The organism is Sedimentisphaera salicampi (assembly GCF_002117005.1).
Taxonomy (GTDB): domain Bacteria; phylum Planctomycetota; class Phycisphaerae; order Sedimentisphaerales; family Sedimentisphaeraceae; genus Sedimentisphaera; species Sedimentisphaera salicampi.
The window spans coordinates 572,681-597,629 of the sequence record NZ_CP021023.1; the positions used below are offsets into that span (position 1 = coordinate 572,681).

Genomic DNA, 24,949 nt, shown 5'->3' on the forward strand with positions numbered 1-24,949 from the left:
CTAATACTCCTCCTCGGCAGCCTCAGGCACAGCGCCAGCTATAAGAGCCATCTTGCGAATAAGTTCCTGTTCGTCCGCCTGATACATCCAGTCTATTACCTTTTGGAAATCGCTGCTTTGGGGGATATTAGTAAGTGCGTATAAAGACAGCAGACGCACAGGCCAATGATCATCATCAAGGGCGTTGGAGAATTTCTCCTTCGCATCGAGCAGATCGGATGCGCCTCTCAGCACATTGAGCATAAGGAATTTCACCTGCCAGTTCATATCAGCAAGGCTTATATCAAAGGCCTCTTTGAGCACTGAATCTGGAAGAGCGTTTCTCTTATAAACAACGCCGTAATTCTTTGCGGCCTTTCGCTCAGCTACAAGTCCGTTAAGAAGCCTGAGAGTGTTAATTTTCTGACCCGCATAACCTTCTTGAAGGGACTGAATTCTCTTTTCAAGCAAATCTTCAGTGAGCACTACCCCAAGCCTTTTGGCTGTTGTTGTAGCGGGGACGATCTTGCTGGCAAGTTCGCCGGACTCATTTTCATAAGAATCGAAATATGCCTGAAACGTAATAACCAAATTTGCCTGCGGGAATCTCTCAAGGATCCTGTCTAAGGTTGGGGCTGCTGTTTTAATCGGCATTGGAACAGCGAGAGTTCCGCCCGGACGAATAGGTGATACAGGGGTAATCTTCTTCCTTATCTCAATCGGCTTTGCACCTTCTATATCGCCCGCAACTTTAGCCTTAACTAAAATATTCCCCTTGAAGAACGCATTTTCATTTACAACTATCGGCTGTCTTCCGTTGTTTGTGATTATCACATAAAGCCCAAGTTTTGCACCGTAACTGAATTCTACACCATTCAGGCTCAGCTTTGTTGTAATCACATCTTCAGGACGGTAGAATTTGGGAATCAGGGAATCGCCAAATGCCTTTTCGAGATTCTGCCTGAGAGTGAAGGCATCATAAGCGGGAACATAGTTAGATTCATTCTCCCGCATTACTTCCTTGGCTTTATGAGAAATCAGCTCTCCGGGCTGCATCTCTATACAAGAACGAAGCAGCTTCATCGCCTCGCTTTCGTTGTTTTCCTCAAGGCTGATCATCGCTCCGGTGTAGGCGGCAATCTGATTGTAAGTTTTAATCTCTTCAACAATCTGCTTGGCTGATTCCATATCGCCGGACTCAAAGAGCGAATAGGCGTAAAGAGCTCTCACGTCCACCGAATCGGCGTTTCTAGCGTATGCCCTTTTTGCCATTTCAATACCCTTTTGGGTGTTTCTGTTTAGGAAGAAATAAAAGAATGCAAGCTGCTGCTCTGTAACCATAGGGTTGTTTGTTTCGAGCATCTGCTCGCCTGTCTCAGCAAGCCCTGAGAGCTTGTCCATACGCTCTGAACGCGAGAGCGGCTCTGACATAATAGAAATATATTCAACGTAGATATTGAAATCGCCCTGCTGGCGGATCCTGTTGATAATCTTAATGCACTTTGCCTCGCCATGCTCAACATTGTAGGCACTGATAACCCACGGCATATAAACCCTTTGAGGAATTTTTTGATCGGGGTTTTCATAAACAAACAGGTCTGCTGCATATTCATAGGTGTCACGGGCTATTTTAAACAGACCGTATTTGAATGCATAGTCAGCAAAATCAAGGGTAAGCTCAAGGCTGTATGGGTCTAATACAATCTTCCTTCTGAGATAAGGCCCCATATTAACCACGTTCACGCTTTCAGGATCTATCTCAGAGAGCTTCTCAAAGGCCACAACGTTGTAAGGGTCTTTCTCGTAGGCAAGCTTAAACTGCCTTGAAGCCCGCTTAAAATCGCCCGTTTCAGCAATCAGAGAGCCCAGAAATGTGCTGAGTCTTGAAGAAAACTGCTCATTAGTTGAGCCGATGTCGCTGTTGAAGGCATCCAGAATCTCTTCCCTTCTTTCTCGGGTGGGCGCCTGATTCAATAGGTATGAAATGCCCCGCATAGCAAGCTCCGAGTCGCTTGAGGCTGTAACATATCGATAAAGAAGCTTCTTTACGAAATCCGAATGATCTGTCTCTTCGTCTATCTCAACTGCATCCAGAAGCTGAGGAAGCATATTGTTCATAGTTTCATCAAGCCGGTGCGCAGCTTTGATCAGGACAATGGCCTCTTTCGCATCGCGTACGCTCACATACTCCGGTTCAAGAATATCGCATGCAATATTATGGAACGTCTGAGCGGTTTGCGGTGAATATATTCTGTCGAGCTTTTCGGCCTCAAGCTCTGCTGCGTGCAGGCTGAAACTCAAAACCAATAATGCAGTTATACTTCGTAATATCAATTTCACCATAATATCCACATAATATTTGTTTACAAAACTTTTTCCCTCAATAATCCAGTTATCAAGGCCTGATATATAATAAGATGCTATTCTACACAATAGAGCTAAACATCAAAGCTAAAATATTTCAGAAAAGCCGCTCGAAATATATTTTCGCTTGCCGATAAGCAGCTAATCCAAACATTCAAGCTTGGCATATTTTTGAATTAGGGTTTTAATCTGCCCCTTATCGAATTTAACGGTAATCACGCTGTTTTCGCCCAAATCGAGGTATTCTTTAACCACACCAGCGCCGAATTTCCTGTGGCTCACCCTCTGGCCGGCAAAGTATGCAGGGCTTCCAGAAGGTTTGCCTTTGCCTGCAAATTCTCTTTCAGCTTTCCGGGAGCTCCGCATGCTTTCTTGAATTCTATCGTTTACAGCAGAATATTTTTCGGTTTTAAGACCGCATTCAAAGATAAACTTTGAAGGCATAGTTCTTATTTCCCTGCCCCATATAGTTCGATATTTCGTCTGACTTATAAAGAGATTTAGCCTTGCCCGAGTGATCCCAACGAAAAACAGCCTTCGCTCTTCCTCGAGCTGAGATTCTGACTCACTGCTTCTCTCATGGGGAAGTATGCCCTCTTCGAGCCCAATTATAAATACGTTGTCAAACTCCAAGCCCTTAGCGGCGTGGAGAGTCATAAGAGAAACCTTTCCGCTTCCCGGGTCGTAAGCATCCGCATCGCTGTATAGCGAGATCATCTGAAGATAGTCATCGAGGCCGCCGAGCTGTCCTTCCTCCTGCTGAGCAGCATCGAAAAATGCGGCGTTGTTTATGAGCTCCTCTATATTTTCAACAGCATCCTCCTGCTCTGAGGATTTTTTAAGGGCGGCTTTAAAACCCGAGGATTCGAATATATCTTCTATTAAATCTGAAACTGCAAAGCTATCCTGCCCACAAAAATTCTGAAAGCCTCTTATCATCTTCGTAAATTCTAAAACCTTTGCCGCCGCAGTCTTGCTTAAAAGCTCCACCTTGTCTGCCTCACAGGCGGCCTGCCAAAGGGAGATTCCCTTCTTCGAGGCATAACTCTTGATCCTTTCCATTGTAGTTTTGCCTATGCCCCTCGCTGGCGTATTTATTATCCGTTCAAGTGCAACAGAGTCAGAGGGGTTAGAAATAAGCTTGAGATATGCAAGCATATCACGAATTTCTTTTCTGTTGTAAAACTCTACTCCCCGAACAATAAGATAGGGCACTTTCTCACGTATGAATGCCTCTTCGATTGAGCGGCTCATAGAATTGGTTCTGTACAGAACGGCGATTTCATTGGGATTGTGCCCCTGCTGGATAAGCTCGTTAATCTTCCCGGCTATTGAGAGTCCCTCTTCCCGCTGGTCTTCAAAGGGCGAGAAAACAATATCCTTCTTCTCACTGCGGACGGCCTTGAGATTTTTCTCTTTCCTTTCCCTGTTGTGCGATATGAGCCTGTCTGCAAGGTTAAGGACTGCCGGGCAAGACCGGAAATTCTCCTCCAGCTTTACTACTCTGGCATTTGGCCAGTCTTTTTCGAAGGCCATAATATTCCTTATATCAGCTCCCCGCCAGCGATAAATAGACTGGTCTGGATCGCCTGTTACGCAGATATTGCCATGCTCGAGAGCAAGGCCTTTTGCGATTTGATACTGGGCGTGGTTTGTATCCTGATACTCATCTACGAGGATATATTTATATCTTTCGCTGAGACGCTTTCGAATATCGGGATAATTCTTTATGAGAAATGCAGTTTTAGTGAGCAGATCGTCAAAATCAAGTGCGTTGTTTTGTACGAGGCGGTTCTGGTATCGCTTGTATAATTTTGCCACCATCTTCTGCTGAAAATTGTCTGCCATTTTATGGGCTTCGTCAGGATCGAAGAGGTCGTTTTTGAAGTTTGAAATATATGACAGGATTTTGGCAGGCGGAAAATTCTTTGTGGACTGATTGCTAGCCTTGATTACTTCTTTGATACAAGTTTTCTGCTCGGCATCTGAATAAATGCTGAAAGTACTCTTAATGCCCGCGTAATCGGCAAACTCCCGAAGAATCCTAACGCAAAGTGAGTGAAACGTGCTTATCTGCGTGCCTCTCGGGACGCCCATCTCGCGAACCCTCTGCTTCATCTCATCAGCCGCTTTATTGGTGAATGTAATAGCGCAGATGCTCCAAGGCGAAACGCCCTTCTCTACAAGCCTTGCAATGCGGCAGGTTACAGTACGGGTTTTCCCGCTGCCCGGGCCGGCTATTATCAGAAGAGGGCCATCCTTGTGCTCTATTGCTTCTTTCTGTGATTGGGTTAGCTGGTCAAAAGAGAATGAGTGGGACATAAATTCCTCAGCAAACAAATCAATACAGGACCTTACTCGTTTTTCAGTTTTCCTTCCGGGGGAGCTTCCTTCTGCACTTTCTCTCGCTCTGAAGTAAGCTTCTCGTAGAGATCAGGTCTGTTATTTTTTATTCGGGCAAGCAGGTTCTGCTTGAGGTTGTCCGGGTATCGGCCGTCGTTTAGAAAATCCATCAGCGCCATATATCTGAGCTTCGGGAAATCTGCAAGCATTGCCCTGTCAACGTCTTCCTGGCCGGATGTCTTCTGGTAGTAGTCTGCTACTGACCTGGCCATCTTCTCTCTTGCTGAGCTCATATCATCATCGCCCACAGCAAAACGGAAATAAGACTCCTTGAGCATCATCGTTACCATTTCGCGGGCATCTGTTATAGTGAGCCCGTCGAGCTCGTTCTGCATTCTGTTTCGGCAGAACTGCTTGAGAGGCATGTCATTTTCTTCTCTGGGATAGAGTTCTTTGAGCTGCTTGAACGCCTCGGCAGCCTTCTCGCGGTGCCCTGCCATATAGAGCGTAAAGATAGCATCGTTCAAGATATTTCTGTGGCCGTTTTTAAGCGGTCTCAGATTCGCCTCTTCAAATTCCCTGTACTTTTCAATACGGTCTAAATGGGCTTGATTGTATGCATCAAACATTCGAAGATCGGGAAGCATATAAAGCGTTTTGCCCACCTTATATTCAGGCTCCTCCTGCGGTTTATCTAAATTGCCCTGCTGCTTGTCTGTATCAGAGCGCGGCAGCTTTAGCGGCACATTGTATATCACATACTTGCCCATTCTGTAAAGATTTTTGAGGCTGTGAAACACAATTCTGTCTGTATTGAGCTCGTCTGTTGAATAATCGCCTTTTCGACCGGCCGTTTCCAGCCCCTTTTCTGCCCAGAAAATAGCATGCGCATCGGGATGCTCCCAGTTTAATGGGAGCCTGTCGCCTGTTTTGAGATCAACAGGGCCATAGCGTTCATTCACCTTTCTCATAAGGTCTATATCGAATTTCCACTCCTGCCTGAGTTTGCAGGCTTGGCAGAAATTTCGAAGCTTTTCAAATCTTTGCGTTTCTATCTCTGCCCGCACAAATTCAACGAGCTTTTCGGGGTATCCCTCTCCTGCTGAATCCAGCAGAGCAAAGAAAACGCCTGCAAATTCCAGATCAGTAAGTTCTTCGCTGAAAACTTCAGGTGCAAACTCTCTCATCTTAGAGACAAGTTCAGCGACCTGCTCATCAGATCCAATGAGCTCAGAAAGCGAGTCCGGGGTGTTTGAGAGCTTTTTGAAATGCTCATTAGTTAAAGGCGAGATCAAAGGCCGCATCGATAATGCGAGCTGAATCTTGTAGTACTTATGCACATCATCAGTAACTCCGCTGATCTTGTGCTGGAATATCCAAGCAAGAGATCTGTAGAGTATTATAGAATTTGGGTTCTGCGGTATGCCCTTGTCTCTTAGAAGCTCATAACCGTTTCGCACCCACTTCCATCTCTCCTCCGGCTGGGAGGCGGGCATAGCCACCGATATATTGTAGGCCATATTCCAAGACTGAAAATCCCATACCGCGCTGAAGCGGGGCTGAAGTACTGTAATCCATTCAGCAAGCTGCTTGGCATCGAAAAACTTGCCTTCCTCCTTCAGGGCATCAGCCCTCATCCAGAGGATGTCAACCACAAGGCCGCGAAATGCCCCCATTGCTACCGTTGCAAAAGCAAGGGCAGGCGGAGCATTCTCAAGCGGCTTATTTGCCACTAAATCCAAGTCTTTGCGGGATTTATTTAAATCATCAAGCTGCAGGGAGGATGTAAACAGTATGCTGCATCCCACTGCAAAGAGCATTATAGTTATTATTATATTTTTATATGCCATAAAAACCTTACACGGTTACTTTAGCCAGCTCGCGTCTGTTGAATACAAGTGCGCCGGCAGCCAAAAGCCCGCCGGACTTAAGAATTATCGTTATGCCTGTTTTCTCCAAAAGGAACAGAGAGCCTATCATCCGTGCAGAGAGTATCTTGCCGGATGGATTGCTCTGCCCGTCGAAACTGGGCAGAAGGTGAAGCAGGGGCTTAACGGTAAACATATAGAAAAGCCCTACTCCTTGAGTAAGCGAATCTATCGCCCCAACTATAAATCCGTTTACCATTCCGGTAAAATATACCACAAGAGATACGAATATCGCTACAGGAAACGAAAGCCATGTTGTAAGGAAGATTCCCATGGCTGCGAGGAAGAAAAGCCGGATTAAAATCAGAACATTGGCTTTGAAGTAGTTCATTCCAAATGAGCCGGATTTATAGAGCAGCTCTATTTCCCTCGGTATTACTGTTGTTTTATTGAAATATAAATTCTGGAATTCAACCGTAAGCTGCCCGTCTTCCGGCACAACCGATGCAGGAATTTTGATCTCGTGGAATGTTTTAACTGCATCTTTCCTCACATAGCTGTCATAAATCGGAGTCTGCACCTTTTTAGCCTGTTCCAGCTGTCGTTTATCACCAATCAGCCACCTGCCCGCTATCATATTATCCGGCGGCGGCGTAGAGGCTTCGTACTTAAATCTCAGATAAATAGAACCGTTTTGTTTGTCCTGCGGATTTAAGCCTGTGAAAGTCCAGTCTTTCATTTCTCCGGCCGCAACAGAAACCGCCTGATACTTCTTCTGATTAACATACTCATTTATGTATTCCCGCATGGTTTTATCCTGCGGGACCTGCCCCTCGCTGCGTAAGCGTGAGTATTCTTTTCTGGCCTCTTCGCGGAACTTCGTTTCATCCATTTTTGGCGTAACACCGGTTCTTGCATTGAAGAATTCATCCTCTACCTGCTCAAGTTCCTGCGCGTCAGCTTCAGTATATTTAGGCAGGCTCACTGTAAGGAAATATGATATGCTCCCGAACACTAATAAAAATACCAGATTCACAATCATTACCCCGCCAAATTTGCCGAGGAGAATTTCATATCTCTGAACGGGCTTTGTAGCGAGGCTGAATATCTGCTTATTCCTGATATCGCTTGAAAGGGCGTAGCAGGAGAGGGTGATTGTAAGCATACAAAGAAGAAGGCTCACAAGCGAAATGCCGTAGCTCGAGAAGGTTTGAAGCTTACCGAGAAGCGTCCCGTCTCCGACCGCCTGTACAGCCATAAACGGGATAAGTGCGAGCAGCAGTAGAATAACAATTACCGCCACCTTCATCCTGATAAGCTGCGAGAAGGTGTTAAGAGCAATAATGCGAATATTACGCATCATCATCCCCCATCAAATCCTTCAAAACATCATCTTTTACCGGTTTCTGCTTTTTCTTTTCTTCCTTGGCGGGAGTTAGCTCATCATCTGCCTGTTTTGTCTTTTCTTCTTTAGATTCATCTTCCTTAACAAGTTCGCTCAACACCTGCTTATTCTCCTCAGGTTCGGCCTGCCTTGTTTCTGGTTCAGGGCGTGTTTTTTCGGTTTCTTCCTGTTTTGCAACATCTGCTGAGACAAGCTCATCAAGCACTTTATCAGTTTTATCTTCCTGCTGTTTTTCCCCAAGGAAGCTGCCGATTTTACCAGTGCTGTACGCTCCGCCTGTTGCCACTTTTTCATTCTGCGCCTTCTCTACAACCTCTATAAAGAGATCCTCAAGGCGGAACTGAGGAGAGCTTACCTCGCAAGACCCGCCGGCCTGCTGTATCACACTGCAAGCCTGCTCCAAAGCTTCTTCCTGAATATTCTCGGCTATAATCTGTTTCTTTCCAGTCTGCCTGAGAAGGTCTTTAACAATCCCCTCGCACTGCACTCTTCCGCCGTACAAAACACATATCCTATCGCAAACGTCCTCAACATCAGCAAGCAGATGGCTGCACATAAGCACTGTTTTCCCGCGTCCGGCCAGCTTTTTGATCAAATCTTTTATCTGTCTTGTACCGATTGGATCCAGTCCGGAAGTTGGTTCATCAAGGATCAGAACGTCAGGATCATTTACTAAAGCCTGAGCGAGACCGATCCTTCTCTGCATTCCCTTTGAAAATGTACCTATAGGCCTGTTGGCAACTGCCGAAAGCCCTACCATATCCAGCAGGGATTCAATACGCATATTAAGGACCTTTGAAGGTATGCCGAAAAGATTGCCATAGAATTTCAAAGTTTCTTTTGCCGAAAGATACTTGTACAGATAAGATTCTTCAGGCAGAAATCCTATACGCTCTGCAATGCGTTTCTCCCTGCTGTCTCCGCCGAGTATAAAGGATTTGCCCTTCGTCGGATGAAGCAGAGACAAGAGAACCTTTATTGTTGTGCTCTTACCGGAACCGTTGGGACCGAGCAGACCGTAAACCTCATTTCGTTTTATCTTGAGGTTCAGATCATCCACTGCCAGAACCTTGGTTCTGCCCCACCAGTCTTTGAAAGCCTTGGTAAGAGATATTGTTTCTATTGCATATTGCTCACTCAAAATTACTCCTCATCACAAAATAAGAGCAAATGTGATTATTCATTATTATTTTCTTCCCCGACGCTGATTTTATCACGGGCCACAACAGCTTCGTGTGTGTCTAGATATTCGCCGTAGCGAACTAAGCGGGCGCTGTTGAAGATTACGAAAAGTGAACCGACAAAATGAAGCGGAGCTGCAAGAGCCGCTGAAACAATGCCTGAGAGTGTAAGGGCGATGCCTATAACAATAAAGAGACTCCCGAAAAGCAGGTTCTGCGTGATAACTGTCCTTGTTTTTCTGGAAAGGTTCACAAGGAAAGGAAGCCTTTCAAGGTCGTTGTTCATCAGTGCGATGGAGGCTGAGTTGATCGCCACATCACTTCCTGCTGCTCCCATTGCGATTCCCAGATCGCCTTCAGCAAGAGCTGGGGCATCATTGATTCCATCTCCGATTACCGCAACCACATGGCCTTCATCTCTGATTTTACGAACGATTGAGAGCTTGTCCTGAGGCAGGCAGCTGGCTCTGAAATCTGTACAACCCAGCTCAGATGCCACTCTGTTCGCCACTTCTTTACGGTCTCCAGTGAGCATAGTAACTCGCTTGAGGCCTGAATCGAGCAGTTTTTTTACAGCTTCTCTGGCCTCGGGCCTTGTCTTATCCTGCATACCTATCCAGCCGAGGCAAACCCCATCTTTAGCTATGTAAAGTGTGCTGAAGCCCTCTTCTTCGTGAAGGGCAGGGTCGGATACAACCGAAAGATCAATGCTGCTGTCTTTGAGGAAGCTGTCTCTGCCAATAAGAACCTTGCTGCCCTCTACGACAGCCTGAACCCCTTTACCCGGAACTTCTTCAAAGCTCTCGCTTTCCTGCAGAGAAACGTTAGCCTCTTTAGCAAGCCCCATCAAGGCCCTTGCTGCCGGGTGCTTACTCATCTTCTCGGCAGAGGCTGCGGTTCGAAGCAGATCTGCCGGTTCCACCCCTTCAGCAGGCTCAAGCTTTGTTACATACAGCCGGCCTGTGGTCAGCGTACCTGTTTTATCGAACACCATTGAAGTGAGCTTACCGGCAATCTCAAGGTCTGCAACGTTTTTCACGAAAATACCGAGCCTTGCTGCAGCTGATATTGCTGCTACCATAGCTGTAGGTGTTGCAAGAATAAGGGCGCACGGACAGGAGACAACAAGAACCGCTATAGACCTGTCAAGGTGTTTGGTGAAAAACCAAGCTATAGCTGCTATCATCAGGATCGTGGGTATGTACCACTTTATATACTTATCCATAATCCTCATAATAGGGATTTTGGTTTTCTCTGCCTGCATTATCAGCTCTTGAACCTTGCCAAGAGTGGTCTGAGAGCCTACCTTAGTAACCTTAACATCAATCCCGCCAGTAAGATTTGTTGTACCTGCGAAGACCTGCATTCCCGGAACTTTATCAACAGGCAGAGACTCGCCAGTGATAGTGGCTTCGTTTATGCTTGTAAGGCCTGATATAACCTCGCCGTCTGCGGCTACATTATCGCCCGGACGGATACGTATTACATCATCCTTGCTGAGCTCGGATACCTTAACTTCCTTCTCTTCGCCGTTTGATTCTACCTTAACCGCCCTTTTCGGTGTAAGCTTTATCAGGGATTCGATTGAGGCTCTTGCCCCGAGGGCAGTTCTTGTTTCCATAAGCTCGCTGAGCAGAAGGAAGAAAGATACAATACCAGCCTCTTTATACTGACCTGTTGCAAATGCAGCGATAATCGCAAGCGCAACAAGCTCATCCATATGCATTTGGCCTTTGATTATATTCTTCACGGAATGAATTATCACCGGAAGACCGAGCAGGATAGCGCCGAACATTGCGCTTAGTTCAACAACAGGACTGTCTGCCCCGTATAAGAAAGGCAGGCCGCTGAGATAGCTGTTCAGCAGGAGCACTCCGCCGGCCAAGGTAGCAATCAGTGCAAGGCTGACTCTGCGAACCTTTCCCGCTTCCTTGAGCCCTTCCTGATTATCAAACTCTAATTGTTCTATATGAAGGTGGTCATGTGCCATTGTAGATTGCGCCTTATTTATTACTGATTGCCATTCTGGTTTTCATCACTGCCGCTTTTCTTATCTTTGATTGAGGGGTTTCTGTTTATCAGCACCCTGAATTCTCTCTCTTTGCCCTCTTTTGCGGGCTGAACGATAATCTTTTCGTCAACAGTGTCCAATATTTGTTCCATATTATCCTGATAGATCCTCTCTATCACGAGCTCCGGCCTCTTCCTGTATTCTGGAAGGAGCTGCCTTAGATAATTTGCGTTTGCCTTTGCGGTTTCAATCACCTTAGTCTTGTAAGACCGTGCCTCGCTGAGGTTCTTGCTGGCCTGACCTGTGAGGTCTGAATACGCCATACGAATTTCTGCCTCTGTGGAGCTTTCATCAAGAAGCACCTCAAGCGATTCTTCCGCTCTCGGGCCGCCTGCTTCGTTGAGGGTCTTCTCGTAATAGGTCCAAGCTTCAGTTTCAATGCTGCTTCGGTTCTGTCCGGCCTTTATCGATGCAAGGAAAGCCTGATCAACCTGACGTGGCCAAGTTATTTTCAGGATCTGCATATCTCGAACTCTAATGCCCGTTGAAAGCTCTCTGAGCCTTTCCTGGACTAGTGCAGTAACTTCCCGTGTGATATTGGATTTCGATGTTGTAACGGCCTGATCAATGCTGTATTTTGCCAGCGTACGCACTATTGCATCATCAGTTACTGTTGTAAGCAACGGCTCAACGCTCTCGGAGATAACGTCTCTATAGAGCTCTCCTGGCTTTACAGGGCGTACTTTTACATTTCTGAAAAATGCGTAAGGGTCGTCTTCGATTGTCCAGTTCAGCTGCCATTTGCAGTGGACGATGTTATAGTCGGTTGCAAGCTGGTCTTCATAGCCCTGCACCTCTTCATTTCGCGTGAGGCAGTAACCGTCTCTTATCGGATTGAGGGTTCGTCCGGGCCTGCTGCCCTGTTCGGGGTCAAAATACCAGAAATCATCGATCTCGAGTTTTTGCGTAGCTGTTACCGGAACCTTGACAATCTCATCAATCGGATAGGGAAGAGCCCAGTGAAGTCCGGGTTCTTTGAGAGCAGTTCCTGACGCGTCACGAACCACCTTGCCGAAACGCAGAACTATTGCCTTTTCATTTTTTTCTACTGTATAAACTCCTGAGGCAAAAAACAGGATTATAAGAACAATCATTATGAGCTTTAGAACAGCAAAGCTTATCTTAAGCGCATCAGCGAGCGCCTTGCTGCCTGAATCCATACCAGCTGTAATGTCCTGCTTATTTTCAGGGTTTTTATTTTCTATCTCATTCATCAAGACAGCTCCGAGATTTTACTTTTCTTTGTTTTCACTATCTTGCTGAGACGCCTTGGAGTCTTTTGGTTTGGAAGACTCTAGCTCGGGCACCTCGCGAAGCAGTTTCATTGGATCAGTTTCTGCCCCGAGAACAACAGTTGACCTATTCTCAAGAATCTTGGCAAGAGCTTCCAGATCCCTTAAATACATGGCAAGTTCCGGGTCGTCCTGAAGCATCTTATAATACTTTGCTGCTCCGGCATCACCCTCACCTTTGATAGCAATCACGCGGGACTCAACAGCGGCCAGAAGCTGCTGCTTTTTCTTGTCGGCATCAGTTCTGATTCTCGTAGCAGTTGAGCGGCCTTCGCCAAGAATATCTTCCTTCTTGCGCTGCCTGTCCGCACGCATTCTCTCAAAGACTGCTTGTGTTACCTCTTCATTGAGTTCAAGCTTCTTAATGCCCACTGAATCCACAGTAATGCCGTATTCGTCTTCGGTGGATTCCTTGAGTGCCTGGAGAAGTTCATTTTCAATCTGATCGAATTTGATCTTGTCCGGATCAGTGTTCACAAACTCGCTGAAATAATGCTTTCCTACCACTGCATTGGCATGATTTCGAAGCTGGCTCAAAAGAAACTTCTGCACCTCAACGTCAGTTGAAACTCTCTCAAAGAAGTGCTGGGGCTGAGAGATCTTCCAGATCATATAAGGAGTAATGATAACCGGCTCGCCGCCTTTAGTTGTTGTTTCCTCCTGCTGGCCTTCAAAGACCTGCAGGCGGGAATCGAATTTATGGACAACATCAAACGGCGTGGGGAGTTTGAAGTAGAGCCCGGGTTCGGTTTTTTCCGCTATAGGTTTTCCGAACCTCGTTATCAATGCAGACTCTGTTTCCCTGACCTGATAGCTGCACAGCTTGAATCCAAGCAGCACTACGATTGCTGTTACAAGAATCAGCTTTGGTAATCTTCTCATTTTTATTCTGCCTTAAATACCTTAGTATCAATATTCAATTTCAATTATTCCTCAGGTAGCTCTAAGTCGTATATATCGGGGTTGAGCTTCTGCTTGAGATCAACAATCATAACCTCGCTGTCGCCTTCCCCGGAAACAACGATGTACTTCCTGACATCTTCAAGAGACCTTTCCAGAGTTAGCAGTCTTTCATTCTGCAGGTAAATCTTTGGCGCTGCCCTGTAAGCCTTAAGCTGGCTCTTGAACCTTTCGCCGGAGGCCTTTGAAAGACGCTTCTTCTTGAAAGCATACTGCTCTGCATCAAAGATCTTTTCAGCAATCTGTCCCCGAGCCTCAAGGAAAGCCTTATCGAGCTCAGCAAGCCTTTCTTTACGTGCAGACTCAGACAACTCGTCCTTCTCCTGCTCATAATCAGAAAGCATTTTATAGAGACCATTTACCTGCTCTAGTGATCCGCCCAGCTCGGTAAGTGTTTTGTTCCTCTCGGCAAGGGCTGAAAGTATTGATTCCTGCCTCTTCTGGACTGCCCCTATAACCTCTTCATAATCTGAGGCCACATCGAGCGGGGGATGAATGCCCTGAAGGCCCACTGTTACAATCTCAACACCGAGCCCGAGCTCATCAGCTCTTGTCTGTATAATTTGTGTCAGCTCTTCGCTGGCTTCTTTTCTGCCAGCACCGAGCACGCTTTCATTATCCTGTATATCGCCGCCGAAGATATCCGTTTCGAGCTTGGCACTTGCCATATATCGTGCAATCTCTCTGTAAGACACATTTTTCAGGATAACTTCGGGATCTTTATGGTTGTATAAGAATTGGTAGAGGTCTTTCACCCTGTACTGTACCGGAACTGCGGCTACTATCAAACTTACAGGGGGCGCATCCTCATTGCTGATATTCTTGGAAGATTCGGTTGCAACAACGAGACGGAATTCGACTTCCTGGTGCTTCTGTCCCCAAAGAAGGGGCTTTTTAACAATCTCATCGGTTTCTTCATTTATATCTGGGGCATTCATAATGCCGATATTGAGCTGCTGAATTCTTTCAGTATCGTGAATATATGCCTTGTCGAAAGGCGCAGGCCATTTGAAGTGCATCCCCGGGCCTACTATCCTTCTGCCGTTGTCTGTAGAGCCGAGATGTTCGATCGCTGCCTTTTTACCCGGACCTACAACCACAAAACAGCTCATCAGATACATGCACAAAATAAGCAGGAAAAGAAGCGGAAGGATTGCCTTTTCAAGAAGCCTGTAGAACCAAGTCTGGGATACCTTAAAGCCGAACTGATAATCAATTGTGCTTGCCGCTGTATGAAGCATACTCCCCGGCTGGCTGATAATACCAAGCAGGCGGCTGTCTAAGCCCGGCCTGTGATAGGCACCTTTGATTCTTGGACGATAGATATCCAGAACTGTGTTCAAAATAGTCTCGGCTCCAAAAAGGAGCATAATTACAGGTACAATCCAGCTTGCTGCAACTATGGGCAGATCATAATGGAAAAACCGTATTCCAAGGGCTATTGCCACAATAAGCGAGCCGGCTGAGGAAGAAATCAGATAGCTGCCTCCTGCCCTTAATGGCTGCCAGTCTTTTTCAGAAGACATCCCTGAGGCGTACTTAGCGAGAAGGAAGCTTGCAAACCATGCTACTATCATAGCCGATGCCCCTGCAAGGGGGTTCTTTCCAACTAATTCACTCGTTTCTCTGAGTCTGGATATGAGCCAGAGGCCGATTGTTATGCTGTATGCGGCTGAGAGAACGGAAAAAACGATGCCTCCCCACCGCTGAAATATTTTGAACCGCTTGCGTGCGACAGAGAACATAGCCTGTCTTTGCTGGGAATCCTGAAAGATTGTCTCATCCTGAGATTTTAGGATAGCCTCATCGCGCTTTTCACGTTCTGCAAGGCCAAAGTTGTGGTAATAGATAATTAAGTAGAGCCATATAATTGCTGCGCCGAGCAGATGCCAGGCTATAAACTGCACCGGAAGGATGCTTGTAATAATTCCGGTAAGCAGGCATCCCAAAAAGCCTATCAAAGACAGGATCAGTCCGCCGAGAGCAACGTTCATCGCCTTTCTGGAGGAGTCTTTCATTTTATTTCCTGAATGTTATAATTAATTTTTATTCCTTAAATGTTGGCTAACTGTAATTGTTAAAAACAGTTTTGCAAAGAAACCGTATTAAACGAAGCGGCAAAAATTGACTTCAGCCTTTACTAAAAAGTTAAATCGTATAAATTAACCGCTTGCAAAGCTCGAAAGTTTATATTATACAATCAAAAAATCAACCTTGTTAAAATTTAATTTTAGGATTTATAAATGTTTATAAAGCTTATCACTATCGCCAAAAACACCTTGGTAGAAACGCTCAGGCAGCCTGTATTTTCGATTATTCTTCTAATCTGCCTGATTATGCTGCTTATAAGCCCTTCCTTAACAATGTTTTCGATTGACGATGATAACAAACTCTTGCGAGAAATTTCGTATTCTACGATTTTCATCTCAGGGTTGTTCATAGCAGTATTTTCCGCATCAGGTGCTATTACGCAGGAAGTGGAATCAAAAACTGCTGCAACAGTTTTGAGCAAGCCTGTTTCGCGTATAACTTTTGTGCTGGGTAAATTTTTTGGAATATCCGGAGCTGTGGCTTTGTGCCACTTCTTAAGCTCTGCAGTAATGATGATGATTATAAGGCACGGTGTACTGCAAACCGCCAGAGACGAGGTTGACTGGACGGTAATAACCGCCCTTTCGGTAATTTTTCTGCTGGGGATTATCGTGGGCGCTCTCGCAAACTACTCTTGGGACTGGAACTTCGCCTCGACTGCAATCCTGACATCATCAATCACAGCGGCGGCAGCATTTATAACACTCAGCTTCATAGATAAGCAGTGGCAGTTTAACCCGGCTGAAAATAACTTTTCCGCATTCGACTTATACAGCTCTGCACTGATTTTCTTAGCAATAATCGTTCTGGTGTCTCTTGCAGTGCTATTCTCCACCCGCTGCAATATGGTGCTAACACTGCTTTTATGTATTGGCGTATTTCTTCTCGGTCTCATAAGCGACTACATATTCGGCCGATTCGCAGCAGATAATATCTTTGCAAAAATCGCTTACTCAGCAGTACCGAACCTTCAGGTATTCTGGATCAGCGACGCCATATACCTCGACAGCACCGTACCTTTTCAATACGTACTGAAATGCGGGGCATATTCACTGAGTTATGCAGCTGGCGTTATAGCGTTGGCAGCATCCTTCTTCCAGAGAAGGGAAGTTGGGTAGGCCTTTTGTTCAAGCCGACAGCAGAGGCTTACAAAACGGTTGCAAAAGATCAGCGGCTTATTATAATCAATCGCAATATTGTTTATAATTGAAGAAAGAAAAGAATTTCGTTATCAGCGAATAATTACGGGCGAACATTAAATATGCAAGAAAACACAGAAAAAATTTGGGACAATCTATTTTCCTCTAAATCTGCACCTACTTTAGAGGATTACAATCAAATCAACCTCTCGGTGAACAACTCTGAGCGAAACAAAATGAAATTTGTTGAGAAGGTCGATAAAATTGCAGGCAGCAGTAAAAAGAACTCCGCTTTGAAAGCAGGAATCGGATACTGCATTGCAGGCAGATATAGGGACGCTATCGAAAACCTCGAGAAGGCAGGCGATTCGGGGATCAAAAACTACTGCATTGCCAAATCTTACCTTGGAGTAGGCAGGAAATCCGAAGCTGTTGAACATTTCCAGAAAGCAGTTAACGAGATAGACAATCCCACTATTGCTGAGCTTGAGAGGATTAAAGTTCTTATAGATGGGAGAGACTACCGCGCGGGAGAAAATGCCCTCAAGAATCTGTCCAAGGTTTTAAAGGGCAAAAACGCTAAGTATCACTGCGTTTACGGAAACCTCTACGATGCTCAAGGGGAATTTGACAAGGCCGCTAGTGAGTATGAAAAGGCTCTAAACATAGATCCGGAGCATGAGCCTACCCTTCTGAGCTTTGCATATATGCTTGACCTGCACGGAAACCCTGTTCAGGCCATGAAGCTCTATAAGAGAATTGTTCAGAATAATCCGATAAGCGTTAATGTGCTTTTGAATATGGCAGTAATATATGAGGACAACGAAGAATACGACAACGCTGCAAACTGCATTGATCTTATACTGAAGTACTATCCAAACCACGAACAGGCAAGGATGTACAAAAAGGATATTGAGAGCTCAAGAGATATGCTCTACGACGAGGAGCAGGAGCAGAGAAAGAGCACGAGAAGCAGGATTCTCGAAAAGCCGATCAGCGAATACGAGCTTTCAGTGAGAAGCAGAAACTGCCTCAAGAAGATGAATATAAACACGATAGGCGATCTGCTTAGAATCAGCGAGCAGGAACTTCTTTCCTACAAGAATTTCGGAGAAACAAGCCTTACAGAAATTAGGGCAATACTCGAAAGCGAAGGCCTGAGGCTTGGGCAGTTTAATGAAGACGGAACAGAAAACACCTCCCAGAAAAGCGAATCAGAGAAGAAAAAGGCCGATAATGAGCTGCTATCCAAGCCGATCTCAGAACTTGAGCTTTCAGTTAGAGCAAGAAGAGCTATAGACAGACTCAGCCTGAAAACATTCGGTGAAGTGGTTGAAAAAACTGAAGAAGAGCTGCTCAACTGCAAGAATTTCGGTGTTACAAGCCTAACCGAGATAAAAGAGAAGCTTGCAAAATACAATCTGACACTCAAACAATCCGAAGAATGACCGCCCGCATTAGAATAAAGAAAACCTTCAGGCTGCTTTTATACGGCAGCCTGTTTTTTTGCATACTAAACTTTCAAAGCTGTAAACCCAAGCCGAAAGATTTTAAGGATGTGCGTAAGGAATTTGAGAGCAAGGGCAGGGTCGTAAAGGTTCTTCTCACGAAATCAAAAACGATTGAGATAAACTGTGAGGGAAGTTTTCAGCTTTGCGATATTAACGGGGATAAGATTGTAATGTTCCCAAAATCAGCTTCGAACATAACTATCCGCTTCAATGACGGCCGAATAGATGTTGGCGGGAAAGCAGAATTTGAAGCAGGAATAGAACTCTATACTCATAAGGAAAGTTTTTCAGTAAACAGCAGAGATTATCGGGGCCGGCTCAAGATAATACAATACCCTGAAAGCGGTAGAATTGCTGCGATTAACGAGATACCTCTGGAGCTGTATCTCGCAGGGGTCATATCTTCGGAAATGCCGGCAAGATGGCCTGAAGAAACGCTCAAAGCGCAGGCTGTGGCCTCGAGAAGCTACGCCCTTTTTCAGGCAAATCACAGGAAAAACGAAAATTGGCATTTGAGAACTACTCAGGCAAATCAGGTTTACAGGGGGATTGAAGCTGAAAAGAAAAAGATTTGGAGAATTCTTCTCAAAACTCAGGGAGAAGCCTTGCTCCAGAAAAAAAGCGAAGAAGTTCTCCCTGCATATTTCAGTTCCACCTGCGGCGGAGCAACCTTTAAGGCTTCAGAAGTTTTCGGTGGAGAGGATTTCAGTATATTAGGTGTTAAATGCCCTTACTGCAAGAAGACAGCAAAAGAAGATTACCTGAACTGGCCGGAATTTGAAATCAGCCTTAAAGAGCTTAGAAAAAAACTAATCAGAAACTACCCTTCAATGGAGAAGCTCGGGAAAATCAAGGATATCCGCCCTGCTGAAACGATCAAAAACTCCGGCATTGAAAAGATAACTAAAGTTCGAATTATATGCGAGAACGACAGCGAGATTCTCCGCGGTGAAGACCTCCGCCTCACTGCAGACCCTACCGGCGTAAAATTTCGCAGCACAGTATGCTCGCTTGAAATTCAAGACGGCATACTCAAAGCATCAAACGGCAAAGGATTCGGACATAACGTGGGTATGTGCCAGTATGGAGCAAAGCAGATGGCAGACGAGGGGAAGAATTACAGGCAGATATTAAAACACTATTATCCCAAGGCGGATCTTGAAAGGATTTACTGAGTTGGGAAAAATTTTTGAAGTAAAATCGAGAGACGAATCTTCTAATGCCAGAACAGCCGTTCTTAAAACTAACCACGGAGCGATACAAACGCCTGTATTTATGCCGGTGGGAACTAGGGGCAGCGTTAAAGGGCTCACCCCTGATCAGATTACCGAAACTGGCTCTCAGATTATCCTGGCCAATACGTACCATATGATGCTCCGCCCGGGAGCGGATATTGTTGCTGAACTCGGCGGCCTTCATAAGCTCATGGCATGGGATAAACCCATCCTCACCGACAGTGGGGGATATCAAGTATTTTCCCTGAATACCCTCAACAAGATAAACGATAACGGGGTTGAGTTTGCAAGTCATATAGACGGGAAAAAATATATGCTTGGGCCGAAGGATTCAATCGGAATTCAAAACAAGCTTGGCGCTGATATTATAATGGCCTTTGATGAATGCACTCCCTTCCCCTGCCCTGAGGACAGACTGAAGACAGCAGTAGAAAAAAGCATAAGGTGGGCAGAGCAAAGCCTCAATGCTCACGACAGAGAAGAACAGCTGCTTTTTGGGATAGTACAGGGCGGGATTGATCTCGACCTTCGCAGCCGATGCGCAGAGGAGCTTGTATCCATGGATTTCCCCGGCTATGCGATAGGAGGGCTGAGCGTCGGGGAAGGACATAAGAATATGATCCGCGCAGTTAACCACACTGCGCCCCTGCTCCCGGAAAACAAACCCCGCTACCTTATGGGCGTTGGTATGCCGCCGGATGTAATCGCAGCAGTGAAAGCGGGCGTGGATATGTTCGACTGCGTCCTGCCCACTCGAAACGGCAGAAACGCATTTGCTTTCACGCAATCGGGAGCTGTACGACTAAGAAACTCTATACACACTAAAGATAAATCACCAATAGAAGAGGGCTGCGACTGCTATGCTTGCAGAAATTTCTCAAGAGCAGCAATCAGGCACTTCTTTAACGTTGGCGAAATGCTCGGACCGACGCTTGTGTCAATCCACAACATTCGCTTCTTCCAGAGACTTATCCATTCTATAAGAGAGAAAATAGAAGAGGGGAACTTCTCGAGCTGGGCGGATGAACAGATAGAGAATTATCAGAAATGCGGCCTGTGCCGTGATTTTTAAAAGCGAGAGATCTTCGGAAAACTTGAATAAAAGTGAGCCGGAGATATAATCCTTTTTTTGGATAAGCATTTATAAACTACAGGATAAAAAATGAGTAAGATTAAAGGCTTAGTTCTGCGTGCAGCAGGGATTAACTGCGATGTAGAAACACAATACGCTCTTGAGCTTGCAGGCTTTGAGGCCGAGAGAGTACATATAAACGAGCTGCTGAAAAATAAATCGATACTGGAGGAAAATCAGATTCTCGTTTTTCCTGGCGGCTTCAGCTATGGAGACGACGTAGCTGCGGGCAGAATTTTGGCGAACCAGATTGAGCATCATCTGTTCGAAAAGGTTGAAGAATTTGTGGGAGCAGGCAAGCTGGTACTCGGAATCTGCAACGGATTTCAGGTGCTCGTAAAATCCGGCCTTCTTCCCGCCTCGCCTCAGATTGGCTGCCGCAGCGTAAGCATTACACACAACGATATCCCCCAATTTTACGATAACTGGGTCTATCTTCAGCCCGGCACAGAAAAGTGCGTTTTTATAAATCCCGAACAGCGGATTTATCTGCCCATGGCACACGGTGAGGGGAAAGTGGTAACCAAAGACGCAAGAACGCTCAGCACTTTGCAGAAAGACGGGCATATTGCATTCAGATACGTGGATAAAGACGGCAAAACAGGCGATTACCCGATCAATCCCAACGGAGCAGTAGATTCTATCGCAGGCCTAACCGATTCCACAGGGCGAGTGCTCGGGCTTATGCCGCATCCGGAAAGGTTTATAAGACGCATACAGCACCCGCAATGGACAAGGCTTCCTGAAGATATTGAAGCAGACGGAATGACAATTTTCAAAAATGCTGCTGAATATGTGCAGAATAATTTATAGAAATGGACTCAGCCGCATAATAATTAGCAGTGAGATTTATGAGAACGGCCAAGGAAAATGTGAGAATAGTATAATGCTTGAAAATTATACCGAGGTTGTTAAATGTTAGAAAGGAGACTTATGAGTAAGCTTTTTGTACTGCTGGTGGTGTTTGCTGCAGCGTGCGGGTTGTATGGTGATAATCATAACACTCATAAGGAAGAACGTGAATTAAAAATTGAGACTGTCGGGGATTTCAAAACCACCAAACCGGACATCTCAATTGCCAACCTCAAAAGCCTTCTAAAACCTCTTAGAAAAGCACAGATAGAAAAAGAAGCTGAAGGGTGGATGAATATTCTTCAGAATAACATAAAGCAGATTTCAACTTCAGAAATTGCTGATGCCCCGCCCGAAGAGCTCTCTAAACTTCACGAGCAGAGAACAAACATAATCGACCGTCTCTCAACAGTCTTACAAGAGCTGAAGCAAAAAGGCGGAGAAGCTGAAGAATACGAAAAATACATTTCTGCCGTTTCCAAGGCCAATGTGGATGTATCAGATGTAAACGGAACATCCAAAATGCTGATGAGCTGGCTCAAATCACCAAACGGGGGAATTCGCTGGGGAATTCGAATAGGCTCGTTTATTGCTGTGCTGATCGCCTTTTACATCCTAGCCGCCTTTCTCGGGGGTATAGTAAGACGTGCTGCACAGATGAACAAAAAGGCTTCTGAACTGCTGCGAAATTTCTTTGTAAATATGGTAAAGAAAATTGTAGTGGTAATTGGATGGGTAGTTGCTCTTTCAACGCTGGGCTTAAACGTTGCTCCGCTTATCGCAGGGATCGGGGCTGTCGGTTTTATTGTTGGATTTGCCCTGCAGGGGACTTTGAACAATTTTGCCGCGGGGATAATGATACTACTCCACCGCCCTTACGATATCGGAGACGTTGTGAATACTGCAGGAGTTTCCGGAGTGGTAGAATCAATGAGCCTCAATACAACAACAATAAAGAGCTTCGACAATCAGATAGTCGTTGTGCCGAACGGTTCAATCTGGGGTGATGTTATCACAAATGTTACCGGCAGCGATATAAGGCGTGTGGATATGGTTTTTGGAATCTCATACGATTCAGACATCTCTAAAGCGCAGGAAATACTGCTGAGCCTTGTAAAATCGCACAGCCTCGTTCTTGACACCCCTGAACCGAATATTCAGGTTCATGAACTCGCTGACTCTTCAGTTAATCTTATCTGCAGACCTTGGGTGAAAACAGGCGATTACTGGACGGTTTACTGGAACCTTATGCGTACGGTGAAAGAAGAGTTTGATAAGGCGGGTATCAGCATCCCGTTCCCTCAAACAGATGTGCATCTATACAGCGAACTGAAAAAGAATAAAAATGAATCATCTCGGCCAAATGCTCAAATGCAGGGTAAAAGAGAAAACTCTACAGATATGGACGAAGAGCAGTAGGCTCATTCAAGAATTACTAATTTAAAAGTAATAAGGGGAAATTTATGAAAAAATTGCTAACTATCGCGGCCTTGGCTCTGTTTGCAGCATCAGTGAATGCAGATGTAGTGTATTTAACCAACGGTGATAAGATCAGCGGAAAAGTGCAAACTGTTGGCGGCGGAAAAATGAAAATTGCCTCAGAACTTGCAGGGGATATCGAAATTGCTCTGGAAAATGTTTCCTCATTTGAAACAAAAGAGCCTGTAGATATGCATTTGAAAGACGGAAGCACTCTCAATCAGCCTGTAGAAAAGGGCTCGGAAGGCTGCATTCAAACCAAAGAGACAGAACTTCTGAAGCCGCAAAAACTCAAGATTGACTCGATATCTTCCGTTAATCCGCCTGCTCCTGAGAAACCAAGATGGAAGGGAAGCATTTCAGGCGGTGTTTCTGTAAGCAGGGGCAACACAGACAAAACTGACTACAATCTAAGCGCTTATATGCAGAAACGCACAGAGCAGGACAGAATCACCCTTTCAGCGGACTACGCACAGAGCGAACAGACCAATGATGATACCGGCGAGGAAAGAACTACTGAGGAATGGTGGAAGACACGTGCCAAATTCGACTACTTCTTGAGTAAGAAGCTTTATGCATTTATAGACGGACGCTACGAAACCGACAAAATCGCAGACCTGGACCGGAGAGTTCTAATAGGCGGCGGTCTTGGTTATCAGTGGATAGAGTCCGCTGCAATGAATTTCTCCACAGATCTTGGTGTTGCCTCGAGATACGAAAAATACGACAATGAGCCCGACAGCAGCACAGAGCTTTCAGGTCAGGCAAGCTATCACTTCGACAAACAGATGATGGATAATCTTATGTTTATCCACGAGCTTACCTTTTACCCAAGCTTCGAAAGCCTGAGCGATGAATATTATGTATCAACATTCGCAGAGCTGAAATATCAGATGACAGATGCAATATTTGCGAGCTTCAAATCTATTCTTGATTATGATAAATCTCCAGCAGCAGGCACTGAAAGCACAGACAAAAAGTATATGTTCAGCATAGGTGTAGATTTTTAGATTAGAACAAGTTTTTTGTGAAAAACTCTTTAGTTAAAGTCAAAGAGAGGTTTTAAATATGACAGAGTCAGGAGAGCCCGATAAAAGGACTGTAGTTACTGCCTGCGATGAAGGTTATCTGTGGGGCGCATTTTTGCTCACAGCATCATTGCGAAGGTTCAATGTTGACTGCGATATAAATATAAGAGGCTTTGACCTTCCCAGCATATCAGCCTCTCTTCTTGAGCAGTTCAAAAGGGTGAGAGTAATTCAGGGCAACGAAGATATGGCCTTCAACGGGAAGATAGCAGCATTAAAAACAGCGAGTGAGGGCTCTGTAACATGGATGGATGCAGACTGCATGGTTAACGGAGATGTTACCGGCTATCTTAACGTGCCTGAAGACGGGATTAGGATACGCTTTAGAAGCAAAGAAGAAAATATCCACCGCTTCCAAGGCGACTACCAGCCCGGCGAAAACCACGGGACTGTGCCAAAGATTTACACAGACAACTGGCGTAAAGATGTGGGCGAGCTTGATCTGCGCCGCACTGAATCAGTTGCTTCAAACTGCGCTTTTACAATTCACGCCTCCAGTATGGGTTTTGTGGATAAGTGGAATAAATTTATGGAACAGATTAGGGAAAGCGGCAGCCAGTCTCCAGCATATTCGCTTGGTATGAGCGGAAAAAGAATGAGCGATGAGCTTGCCCTGAACGCCCTTCTGGCCTTTGCTGAAGATGCCCCGGAAATCCATCCGCACCTTCTCTCACACGACCCGGAAGCTCTTGTAGTACATTTCTACGAACGAAAAAAACCATGGACTATATGGACAAACTCACAGATAAGGCATTATTCACTTGTTATTGAAACTCTTGAATGGGTAAAGCAGCAGGGTCTTGAGCTGCCTGAAAATCTGCCTTGGACTTTCCGCAAATCGCTTAAACCTGCAGCCTACGGCTCAGCTCATCTTTTCAAGGCGTACACTGAGTTCAAGCAGGTTGTCAAAAAAATAATAGGTAAGTAAAAAAGCCCGAGGCAGCTAATTGCTTTCCCGG

The 24,949-nt window shown here is 45.5% G+C and carries 18 protein-coding genes; 8 read left to right on the forward strand and 10 right to left on the reverse strand.

Annotated elements, in window-relative coordinates; genetic code table 11:
• From STSP1_RS02170 to STSP1_RS12790, 10 genes are all read right to left on the reverse strand, one after another.
• Positions 1–2,313, reverse strand: coding sequence for a tetratricopeptide repeat protein (locus STSP1_RS02170; protein ID WP_123806952.1), 2,313 nt, complete (start codon positions 2,311–2,313; stop codon positions 1–3).
• A 171-nt stretch (positions 2,314–2,484) separates the two neighbouring features.
• The gene (locus STSP1_RS02175; RefSeq protein WP_123806953.1) at positions 2,485–4,665 is read right to left on the reverse strand and encodes an ATP-dependent helicase; all 2,181 of its coding nucleotides are present in this window, start codon (positions 4,663–4,665) and stop codon (positions 2,485–2,487) included.
• 32 nt (positions 4,666–4,697) lie between these two features.
• Positions 4,698–6,536: a hypothetical protein gene (locus tag STSP1_RS02180; protein WP_085754781.1), complete on the reverse strand. Its 1,839-nt coding sequence runs from the start codon at positions 6,534–6,536 to the stop codon at positions 4,698–4,700.
• Between the two features lie 7 nt (positions 6,537–6,543).
• Entirely contained in the window at positions 6,544–7,920 is a 1,377-nt protein-coding gene (locus STSP1_RS02185) for an ABC transporter permease (protein WP_085754782.1), read from the reverse strand.
• Positions 7,907–9,100: an ABC transporter ATP-binding protein gene (locus tag STSP1_RS02190; protein WP_204844987.1), complete on the reverse strand. Its 1,194-nt coding sequence runs from the start codon at positions 9,098–9,100 to the stop codon at positions 7,907–7,909. The genes STSP1_RS02185 and STSP1_RS02190 overlap by 14 nt, the downstream gene beginning before the upstream one ends.
• Before the next feature lie 35 nt (positions 9,101–9,135).
• Positions 9,136–11,130: a heavy metal translocating P-type ATPase gene (locus tag STSP1_RS02195; protein ID WP_085754784.1), complete on the reverse strand. Its 1,995-nt coding sequence runs from the start codon at positions 11,128–11,130 to the stop codon at positions 9,136–9,138.
• 20 nt (positions 11,131–11,150) lie between these two features.
• The gene (gene hflK, locus STSP1_RS02200; RefSeq protein ID WP_085754785.1) at positions 11,151–12,425 is read right to left on the reverse strand and encodes a protease modulator HflK; all 1,275 of its coding nucleotides are present in this window, start codon (positions 12,423–12,425) and stop codon (positions 11,151–11,153) included.
• An 18-nt stretch (positions 12,426–12,443) separates the two neighbouring features.
• On the reverse strand, positions 12,444–13,385 hold the full coding sequence (gene hflC, locus STSP1_RS02205) for a protease modulator HflC (protein WP_085754786.1): 942 nt from the start codon (positions 13,383–13,385) through the stop codon (positions 12,444–12,446).
• Positions 13,386–13,429: 44 nt separating this feature from the next.
• A complete protein-coding gene (locus STSP1_RS02210) occupies positions 13,430–15,481 on the reverse strand; it encodes an SPFH domain-containing protein (protein WP_085754787.1) in 2,052 nt (683 codons plus the stop codon).
• Between the two features lie 212 nt (positions 15,482–15,693).
• Positions 15,694–15,975 carry a hypothetical protein gene (locus tag STSP1_RS12790; RefSeq protein WP_123806954.1) on the reverse strand — a complete coding sequence of 94 codons (282 nt, stop codon included), beginning with the start codon at positions 15,973–15,975 and terminating at the stop codon, positions 15,694–15,696.
• On the opposite strand from STSP1_RS12790, the gene STSP1_RS12370 reads away from it, so the two are divergent.
• The 8 genes from STSP1_RS12370 (at position 15,896) to STSP1_RS02250 (ending at position 24,918) form a co-directional block, all read left to right on the forward strand.
• Entirely contained in the window at positions 15,896–16,672 is a 777-nt protein-coding gene (locus tag STSP1_RS12370) for an ABC transporter permease subunit (protein WP_237141812.1), read from the forward strand. The two genes, STSP1_RS12790 and STSP1_RS12370, sit on opposite strands and share 80 nt — an antisense overlap.
• Positions 16,673–16,815: 143 nt before the next feature.
• A complete protein-coding gene (locus tag STSP1_RS02220; RefSeq protein ID WP_085754789.1) occupies positions 16,816–18,141 on the forward strand; it encodes a DNA-directed RNA polymerase subunit alpha C-terminal domain-containing protein in 1,326 nt (441 codons plus the stop codon).
• Positions 18,142–18,251: 110 nt separating this feature from the next.
• Positions 18,252–19,379 (forward strand): SpoIID/LytB domain-containing protein, encoded by a 1,128-nt coding sequence (locus tag STSP1_RS02225; protein ID WP_161491567.1) that lies wholly within the window; start codon positions 18,252–18,254, stop codon positions 19,377–19,379.
• Position 19,380: 1 nt separating this feature from the next.
• Positions 19,381–20,511 carry a tRNA guanosine(34) transglycosylase Tgt gene (tgt, locus tag STSP1_RS02230; RefSeq protein WP_085754791.1) on the forward strand — a complete coding sequence of 377 codons (1,131 nt, stop codon included), beginning with the start codon at positions 19,381–19,383 and terminating at the stop codon, positions 20,509–20,511.
• A 90-nt stretch (positions 20,512–20,601) separates the two neighbouring features.
• Positions 20,602–21,384, forward strand: coding sequence for a phosphoribosylformylglycinamidine synthase I (gene purQ, locus STSP1_RS02235; protein WP_085754792.1), 783 nt, complete (start codon positions 20,602–20,604; stop codon positions 21,382–21,384).
• Between the two features lie 120 nt (positions 21,385–21,504).
• Complete coding sequence (locus STSP1_RS02240) at positions 21,505–22,842, forward strand: mechanosensitive ion channel domain-containing protein (RefSeq protein WP_161491568.1); 1,338 nt, start codon at positions 21,505–21,507, stop codon at positions 22,840–22,842.
• A gap of 44 nt (positions 22,843–22,886) precedes the next feature.
• Entirely contained in the window at positions 22,887–23,912 is a 1,026-nt protein-coding gene (locus tag STSP1_RS02245; RefSeq protein ID WP_085754794.1) for a DUF481 domain-containing protein, read from the forward strand.
• A 58-nt stretch (positions 23,913–23,970) separates the two neighbouring features.
• Positions 23,971–24,918 (forward strand): hypothetical protein, encoded by a 948-nt coding sequence (locus STSP1_RS02250; protein ID WP_085754795.1) that lies wholly within the window; start codon positions 23,971–23,973, stop codon positions 24,916–24,918.
• Positions 24,919–24,949 lie beyond the last annotated feature (31 nt).